The 2,157-nt window shown below is 68.9% G+C and carries 1 protein-coding gene; it reads left to right on the top strand.

What is annotated here, in order from left to right; genetic code table 11:
• The first annotated feature begins 258 nt into the window (after nucleotides 1-258).
• Nucleotides 259-2,121, top strand: coding sequence for an NAD(P)/FAD-dependent oxidoreductase (locus tag WBP48_RS16985; RefSeq protein ID WP_424441921.1), 1,863 nt, complete (start codon nucleotides 259-261; stop codon nucleotides 2,119-2,121).
• Nucleotides 2,122-2,157: the final 36 nt, after the last annotated feature.

Below are 2,157 nucleotides of genomic sequence, written 5' to 3' on the forward strand. Positions count from 1 at the left end.
ATCGTCCAGGTCGGCGATCGGCGCGGCGCGCGCGAGCTCCGCGCGGCCGAGGTCGGAGCGGGCGGGGTCGGAGCGGGCGAGATCGGGTCGAGGCGCATCAGCGCGCATCGGAACAGACGGAACAGTCGTCGGCATCGGCACCTCCTCGTCGAGGTCCCTCCAGTAGGCCACGCGCCTCGTTGCAATACGTTGCAACGGTTCCCTCCCGGGGGACGGCTGGCTTCACTGATCGCACGGGAAGATCGCAAGGAGGCCATCATGACCCGCTCAACTGCTGTCGCAGACGTATCCCCCACCGCCGTCCTCGAAAGACCGACGGATGCTGCGGACATCGCCGCGGACTGGTTCCGACGATTCGAGGATGCCCTGCGCAGCCGCGACATCGCCGCGGCATCCGCGCTGTTCGCGACGCGCTCGTTCTGGCGCGACCTCGTCGCGTTCACGTGGAACATCACGACCGTCGAGGATCCGGCCGGGGTCGCCGACCTGCTCACAAACACTCTCGACCGTGTCGACCCGGCGGGGTTCGAGATCGAGGATCGTCCCGAAGAGGTCGACGGCGTGGTGACCGCGTGGTTCACGTTCGGCACCGCGATCGGCCGCGGACGGGGCCTCGTGCGGCTGGTCCGCGCGGACGACGAGCCCGATCAGTGGCGGGCGTGGACCTTCCTCACCACGCTCTACGAGCTCGCGGGATACGAGGAGCCCCGCGGGGAGCGTCGGCCGCGCGGCGCGCAGCACGGCGCGGACCGGAACAGGGTGACCTGGGCCGAACGGCGCGCGCAAGAAGCGGCCGAACTCGGCGTGGCGACACAACCGTACGTGCTCATCATCGGCGGCGGGCAGGGCGGCATCGCGCTCGGCGCCCGGCTGCGGCAGCTGGGGGTTCCCGCGCTCGTCATCGACAAGCACGCCCGCCCGGGCGATCAGTGGCGCGGCCGCTACAAGTCGCTCGCGCTGCACGACCCGGTGTGGTACGACCACCTGCCGTACCTGAAGTTCCCCGACAACTGGCCGGTGTTCGCCCCCAAGGACAAGATCGCCGACTGGCTCGAGTCCTACACGAAGGTGATGGAGGTGCCGTACTGGTCGCACACGGTCGCGACGTCCGCCTCGTTCGATGCGGATGCCGGGGAGTGGACGGTCCACGTCGAGCGGGACGGCACGCCCCTGGTGCTGCGGCCGAAGCAGGTGGTGTTCGCGACGGGCATGTCCGGCAAGCCGAACGTTCCCATCTACCAAGGGCAAGAGATCTTCCGCGGCGATCAGCACCATTCCAGCCAGCATCCCGGTCCCGACGCCTACCGAGGCAAGCGCGTCGTCGTCATCGGCTCGAACAACAGCGCGTTCGACATCTGCGGGGCGCTGTGGGAGGTGGGTGCCGACGTCACGATGGTGCAGCGCTCGTCCACGCACATCGTCAAGAGCGACTCGCTCATGGACATCGGGCTGGGCGATCTGTACTCCGAGCGCGCTCTCGCCGCCGGGGTCACGACCGAGAAGGCGGACCTGATCTTCGCGTCGCTGCCGTATCGCATCATGCACGAGTTCCAGATCCCGCTGTATCAGCGGATGGCCGAGCGCGACCGCGACTTCTACGACCGCCTCGAGCAGGCGGGGTTCTGGCTCGACTGGGGGGACGACGGCTCCGGGCTGTTCATGAAGTACCTGCGCCGCGGCTCGGGCTACTACATCGACGTCGGTGCGGCCGAGCTCGTCGCCGACGGCGAGGTGGCGCTGCGGCACGGCGCCGTCGATCATCTCACGGAGGATGCCGTCGTGCTCGACGACGGCACGAAGCTGCCGGCCGACCTCGTGGTGTACGCGACCGGCTACGGCTCGATGAACGGCTGGGTGGCCGACCTCGTCAGTCCCGAGGTGGCGGACAAGGTCGGCAAGGTGTGGGGACTCGGGTCCGAGACCACGAAGGACCCCGGCCCGTGGGAGGGCGAGCAGCGCAACATGTGGAAGCCGACGCAGCAGGAGGCGCTGTGGTTCCACGGCGGCAACCTGCACCAGTCGAGGCACTACTCGCTGTATCTCGCGCTGCAGCTGAAGGCGCGATACGAGGGGATGCCGACGCCCGTCTACCGTCTCGCGGACGTGCACCACACGAGGTGATGCTCGCCGTCGTCGGCGGGGCGCTCCCGATAAGCC

The organism is Microbacterium sp., assembly GCF_049661145.1.
Lineage (GTDB): Bacteria > Actinomycetota > Actinomycetes > Actinomycetales > Microbacteriaceae > Microbacterium.